Origin of the sequence: Nostoc sp. JL34, from assembly GCF_017114945.1 — a bacterium.
GTDB lineage: Bacteria > Cyanobacteriota > Cyanobacteriia > Cyanobacteriales > Nostocaceae > Nostoc.
In genome coordinates, this window is sequence record NZ_JABXKQ010000114.1 from 1 (window position 1) to 6416 (window position 6416).

Here is a 6416-nt window from a genome sequence, read left to right on the forward strand (position 1 = left end):
GTGAACAACACCCAATCAGTATGCTATTTCTAGCTTAAGTTGACACCAATAGGCACTGCCGTGCCCCTACAACTGGCGATATAATTTTGTACCGCATCTGAATGGGAACCGCTATAGTCTTTTAAAACAGAGATTCCGAGTGGATTGCATACAAACGAGAATCGCTATATTTTGGTTGGTAAAATCTACAAGTGCAGTTAAGTAACATTTTGTTCTTTTGCCAGAAGTGGTATATTGGCACTTGATCCGACCGAGTACAAATTATGCATAAGCCCCAGGAAAGCTAAGTCCAGGTGTTGTACTCAGTACTACAGGACAGGAAGGGGGAGCAGGGAGAGTGGGCAGATGAACAAAAATACTGGGCAAGGTGGTGTTTTTTCCCTGTTTAAAGGCGTACCTCTAAGTCGCATCCTGGTAGTATTGTTTATGCTGCAAATCTTGCTAGCTGTGGGATTGACTGCATATTTATCAATCCGCAATGGGCAAAAAGCAGTCAATGAGGTAGCTAGCGAATTGCGTCTTGAAGTTGCCAATCGAGTCGAGCAGAATTTACAGAGTTATCTGTCAACTCCGCGTCAGGTACTTGGCGGTAATCAAAATGTTATGAATATGGGGTTGCTGAAGATTGAGAATCTTGCAACTTGGGAGTCATATTTAATAGAGCAGTTAAAGATTTTTCCAGATGCGTTGGCAATAACTGCAAGCAATGAACAGCAAGAACATCTAACGGTGGAGAAGCTCAACGATCGCCAATTTTTGCTCAGAAAAGCCGGAAAGTCAACAGGGTACGACCTCTACACCTACAGAATTGACCCTCAAGGTCAACGTACCCAACTACCAGAGGTGATCAAAAACTATGATCCGCGATCGCGTCCTGATTATCAAACAGCGGTTACCGCCAAAAAATTCAGCTTTAGTCAGATTTTTACACCCCGCACTGAACCAACGCTCCTGATTAGTGCATCTCAACCCATTTATAACTCCCAAGGTGAATTACTCGGAGTTAACAGCACTCAAACTCATGTATCACAAATTGGAGATTTGCTGCAAAATATTAAAGTTGGCAAGTCTGGGCAAATTTTTATTATCGAGCCATCGGGGCTATTAGTCGCAAGTTCCACAACTGAAGAACCATTCCGCTTCCAAAATGGTAAACCCATTCGGTTGGCAGCTTCCCAGAGTAGCAATTCTTTGACTCAAGCAACCGCTAAATATTTAGCAACTAAATTTAGTAACTTTGACCAAATTCAAAGTTTACAGCAACTAGATTTCTCCTTTGATGGCAAACGACAATTTTTAGAAGTTAGACCGTTACAGGGCGAACCAAATATCAATTGGTTAATAGTAGTAGCTGTCCCAGAAGCAGACTTTATGGGACAAATTGATCGCAACACTCAAATTACAATTTTTCTTGGTCTGGGAGCATTAGGACTAGCGACTCTACTGGGTATTATCACCGCCCGTTGGATAACTCAGCCCATTTTGTACTTCAGCAGGGCAACAAAAGATTTAGCCGATTTTCCCAATGATAAAGACTCAGTGGTGATCATACAGGGCATCAAGGAAATGGAGGTGCTGGGTGGATCTTTGAACGAGATGGCGCAGCAGTTACGCAAAACCTTTACTGCACTGATTACCAAAAATGAAGATTTAGAACTGCAAGTCAAGCAGCAAACTCAAGAATTACAGCAAGAGATTAAAGAACGCATTAATAATGAGCAAAAACTGAGCCAGCATAGTCAAGTATTGGCAGAACTGGCAAATCACAAAGCGGTTTTTGAAGGAAATCTAGAAACAGCATTCAAAGTCATCACAGAAAAAGCAGCCAATGCCTTAGAAGTAGAGCGAGTAAGTGTGTGGTTATTCAATAGCAATCGCACCAAACTACAATGTATAAATCTCTATGAACGGAACAAGCAAAGACATTCGGCTAGTCTAGAACGCAACCTTGCAGATTATCCCATCTACTTTAGAGCTTTGGCATCTGCCCGTACTATCACAGTCACCGACACTCGCACCGATCCGCGAGTACAAGAATTATGGAATGAACTACTAAAACCAAAAAATATTGTATCCCTAATTAATACTGACCTTTGGGTTGGGGGTGAGGTGGTGGGAACAGTATTGTATGAACAGGTTGATATTCCCCGGAGATGGGAACTGAGTGAAGAAAACTTCGTTAGCTCAATTGCGGAATTTGTCGCCCTGACTTTAGAAGTGTGCGATCGCAAACGTGCAGAATCCGCTCTGCGTGAGGCTAAAGAAGCTGCCGAAGTGGCAAATCGTGCCAAAAGCACCTTTTTAGGAAATATCAGCCATGAACTGAGGACTCCCTTAAACTCTATTTTGGGAATCACAGAGGCACTCCAAGATGAAGTATACGGCCCTGTGAGTGAAGAACAGCGCCAGTCCCTAACTATGCTCGAATCCAGCGGTAAGAACCTACTAGAATTGATTAACCAAATCCTTGATCTTACCCGCACCGAATCCAGCAAAATAGAACTGCAACTAGCTGCTACTTCGATTCAGGGAATATGTGACTTCAGTTTGAGTTCTGTCAAACATCTGGCGTTCCAGAAAAATATTCGGTTGAGGGCAGAAGTACCTGAAGAACTTGAACTCATCCAAGTTGATGAACGCCGGATTTGCCAAGTATTTATCAACTTGTTGACTAACGCTATCAAGTTTACTAAAGAAGGAGGTGAAGTCTGGATTGAAGTCCAGCCAACTTCTACAAATGAATATATCTTTTTCAGCGTAGTAGATACAGGTATTGGTATGCTTTCCGATGACCTTTTCAAATTATTTCAACCTTTTGTGCAGGTTGAAAACGCCTCTACCAATCGTTCTCCAGGCACTGGTTTAGGATTAGTGATGGTGCAAAAAATTGTTGAGTTGCACGGTGGGACTGTCCATGCTGAAAGTCAGTTAGGCAAAGGTAGTCGATTTACAGTCAAACTTCCTTGGAAAAAAGCGGAGGAATGGAGAGTCTAAGAGAATGTTGGAAAAGTCCTCCTATCGGTAGCAAAAAGTTTTAGATCCCCCTAAATCCCCCTTTTTAAGGGGGACTTTGATTCCAGTTCCCCCCTTTTTAAGGGGGGTTAGGGGGGATCAACAAGTGCCTAAAATCACAATTAAATACTTTTAAAACAACCTCTAAGCTATGTGGCGATAAGTAGTAAATGGTAATCCAGTCCGCTGCTTTACATCAATCAATGATTTATACTCACCTCGTTGCTGCCTTTCGGCAACAATTTGTTCTGCGATCGCTCCATCCAATCCACAGGTAATCAATTCATCAGTTGAATATGTGTTTAATCGTTTCCAAGAAAAATCAGCTTCTTTTCTGTAGTTGTAGCCAAAAGTAATCAGTGGTGTAATTCGAGTTACCTGCTTTTCGGGAATTCCCGCTATTTCGATTAACTCTTCTACATGAGTGAAAACATATCCCTCATTCATCAAGGATTCGATATTATTTGCATAAACTATCGGTAGCCCTAAATAATTAACCAGTTCATGTTTTGAGCATTCATTAATATCTACTTTGTCACGAGTAGTTGCAACTAAGTTTGCTAGCTCTTGTTCTTCGGGAACTGGTAAATTCTTGGGATACATTTTGACTAAAAAAGCTTTTTTAAGGTAAAAGGCAACGCCAATTTGAGCTATCCAGATGACAAATGCTAAACTATTTGCGGATAAAGCTAAAGCTAAAGTAGGGATGATAATTCCTATTCCTATCCAAGTTTTAGTCTTGGATTTATAACCTGCATAAGCAATAGCAAATCCCCCTAACGTCGGAATTAATGATAACCACACCCAAGCAGGAGTTTGTTGAAACCAAGATTTAGATTGTGACATCATAAATCGACTAATATTTTTAATTTACAAAGATTTCAGAAGGTTTTGCCGCTTTTCTTCATACTCTTCTGCGGTAATTATCCCAGAATCAAAAAGGCCTTTTAAATCAGCTAACGCACTGGTTGCATCTTTAGCAGATACTGCTCCACCTTTGGCAGATACTGCTCCACTTGTGCTTGCTATCAATTGATTATAATTTGTATTGAATTCGGTGTCTGACATTAAAACTAGCACGAAGAATTCAACAAAGGCTATTAAAGATGGAATACAAGTCCAGAAAAACAATAAGTATAAAATACCTGCTACATTTTGTCCTAAATAAAATTTATGAATTCCCAGCCACCCGCCAAAAAAGCAAAGTATAATTGCTGTAGATTTAGTCCTCATGGCATTTCCTTCCTTAATTAAATCTAATAAATATCTATTGGCATACAATACAAGCAAAAGGTTTGTCCTTCCCTGATTATTTATGAGGTTTGTTAGCGAATTTTACTGTCAACAAATAAATAATGATTATACATAGCTGAGATTCCATTAAGACTAAATATCCTTTAACTATGTAGTTTAAATCTAGATTGGAATTGAAATAAAAAATCAGAGAACCAATTGCTAGATATGGAACTAAGCGCAACTGATGAAGTTTAAGTTTTAGTCTTTGGTTATTCAAGTTGCTCATCAGTAGATAAAGTTATGTTGAGCAATAATTGCTTATAAACAATCGAGCGGTTATTACAAATTTGTTTTGGTTAACAGATATTGACTGCTATTTAAAGCTAATTTTAGTTAATTTATATCTGTTAAACCTCACGAATTTTACCGACTTTACTTATAGTTACATCAATAGAGTTACGTAAAGTTCCTGATGACTAAAGTAAAGTACAAAGCAGAAGAATCACTGAAGTTTTGCCTTCATTGCTGTTCTAGACAACAGAACGATGCAAAATTCAAATATGAGAGCGATTAGCAGTTATTGTTCTAGCTTGTATAACTCTTATTCATGCCTAAAAGCTTGCTAAAAACAGGCTTTGTCTCAGTAGCCTAGAGTTGAGTCTGAGGGCGCTTTTTATGCAGTTTTAGCACTCTTAGTGGTTGCTTCCTCTGTGGTTGCTCTCAAGCGGGTTGCTGTGCTTTTACGGATGCGATCGCTTTTGCGAACACCACCTGCCATTTCATATTCACGGCTATCTTTGCCGTACTTAAAGGCAACTCCCAGGAGCATTTTCTCAGTTAGATCGCTTAAATTCCTGTCCAATTCGTCCATCTCAGTTTTAGAAGAGTCAATCACGGCTAGAGCAGTATTATAAGCATCTATCTTGGTACGGTATTGCTCAATTAGTTGTGTCATGCTTTCTAAGTTGCGCCCATCCCCAAAATCCATAGTCGGATCGATGGCTTTAAGTCCCGCCGTTCTGAATTCAGCTTTTTCTAGAACGCGGTATGTACGTTTTTGACGCGACATAAATATATCCTTTTTATCTGCTTTAGAGCTAGTTTGCCTCACTAAAGCTGGATCTTAGCTCAGTAAAGTCCTCAAAAATTAGTATTTAATATAACGACTAATTCAGTATTTAACGCAAAAATCATGAGTTTGTCAATGAAAATCGTGATTTTGTTAATGAAAATCGTGATTTTGTTAATGAAAATCGTGATTTTGTTAATCAAACTCGTGATTTTGTTAATGAAACTCGTGATTTTGTTAATCAAACTCGTGATTTTGTTAATCAAACTCGTGATTTTCTTGGATTTCTTGGAGTTTGGCTGTCGCATTTTCTACAAAGATTTGATAGGGAATCTCTCTAGAAAGCTCAATAGCGCGATTGAGCGCATCTACAGCCTCTTTTTGCCGTCCCAGTTTTAAGAGAATTTTAGATGTAAAGTAAATTAAATTACCGCTTTGGCTATACTTGTCACCAATTTGGGTATACAGTTCTAACGCTGCCTGACAATACTCTAAACCCAAAGTTAAATTTTCTTGCAAGATGCCGATTGCTTGTAATGTATTAGCTTCACCCAAGCGATCGCCAATGTCGCGGTAGAATGCCAATGCAGCTTCGTATAGCTCTAAGGCTTCGGTGCATCGGTCTAGGAACTGCAAGACATCGCCGATTGCTCTTAATGTATTAGCTTTACCCAAGCGAGAACCTATGTTGCGGTAGAATGCCAATGCAGCTTCGTAGCGCTCTAAGGCTTCGGTGCGTTGGTCTAGGAACTGCAAGACATTGCCGATTGCTCTTAATGTATTAGCTTCACCCAAGCGATCGCCTATGTCGCGGTAGAATGCCAATGCAGCTTCGTAGCGCTCTAAGGCTTCGGTGCGTTGGTCTAGGAACTGCAAGACATTGCCGATTGCTCTTAATGTATTAGCTTCACCCAAGCGATCGCCTATGTCGCGGTAGAATGCCAATGCAGCTTCGTAGCGCTCTAAGGCTTCGGTGCGTCGGTCTAGGAACTGCAAGACATCGCCGATTGCTATTAATGTATTAGCTTCACCCAAGCGATCGCCTATGTCGCGGTAGAATGCCAATGCAGCTTCGTAGCGCTCTAAGGCTTCGGTGCGT

5 protein-coding genes are annotated in these 6416 nt (G+C 40.3%); 1 reads left to right on the forward strand and 4 read right to left on the reverse strand.

What is annotated here, in order from left to right; all coding sequences use genetic code 11:
- The first annotated feature begins 345 nt into the window (after nt 1-345).
- The gene (locus HWQ44_RS20215) at nt 346-2994 is read left to right on the forward strand and encodes an ATP-binding protein (RefSeq protein ID WP_292722220.1); all 2649 of its coding nucleotides are present in this window, start codon (nt 346-348) and stop codon (nt 2992-2994) included.
- Nucleotides 2995-3156: 162 nt separating this feature from the next.
- Here HWQ44_RS20215 and HWQ44_RS20220 read toward each other — a convergent pair whose 3' ends face one another.
- The 4 genes from HWQ44_RS20220 to HWQ44_RS20235 all read right to left on the reverse strand — a co-directional run.
- Entirely contained in the window at nt 3157-3861 is a 705-nt protein-coding gene (locus HWQ44_RS20220) for a helix-hairpin-helix domain-containing protein (RefSeq protein ID WP_292722223.1), read from the reverse strand.
- 21 nt (nt 3862-3882) lie between these two features.
- Nucleotides 3883-4245: an NINE protein gene (locus HWQ44_RS20225; protein ID WP_292722224.1), complete on the reverse strand. Its 363-nt coding sequence runs from the start codon at nt 4243-4245 to the stop codon at nt 3883-3885.
- 676 nt (nt 4246-4921) lie between these two features.
- On the reverse strand, nt 4922-5317 hold the full coding sequence (locus HWQ44_RS20230; RefSeq protein WP_292722227.1) for a hypothetical protein: 396 nt from the start codon (nt 5315-5317) through the stop codon (nt 4922-4924).
- A gap of 258 nt (nt 5318-5575) precedes the next feature.
- Nucleotides 5576-6416, reverse strand: an 841-nt coding sequence (locus HWQ44_RS20235) for a tetratricopeptide repeat protein (protein WP_292722229.1), incomplete at its 5' end; no start/stop codon positions are given.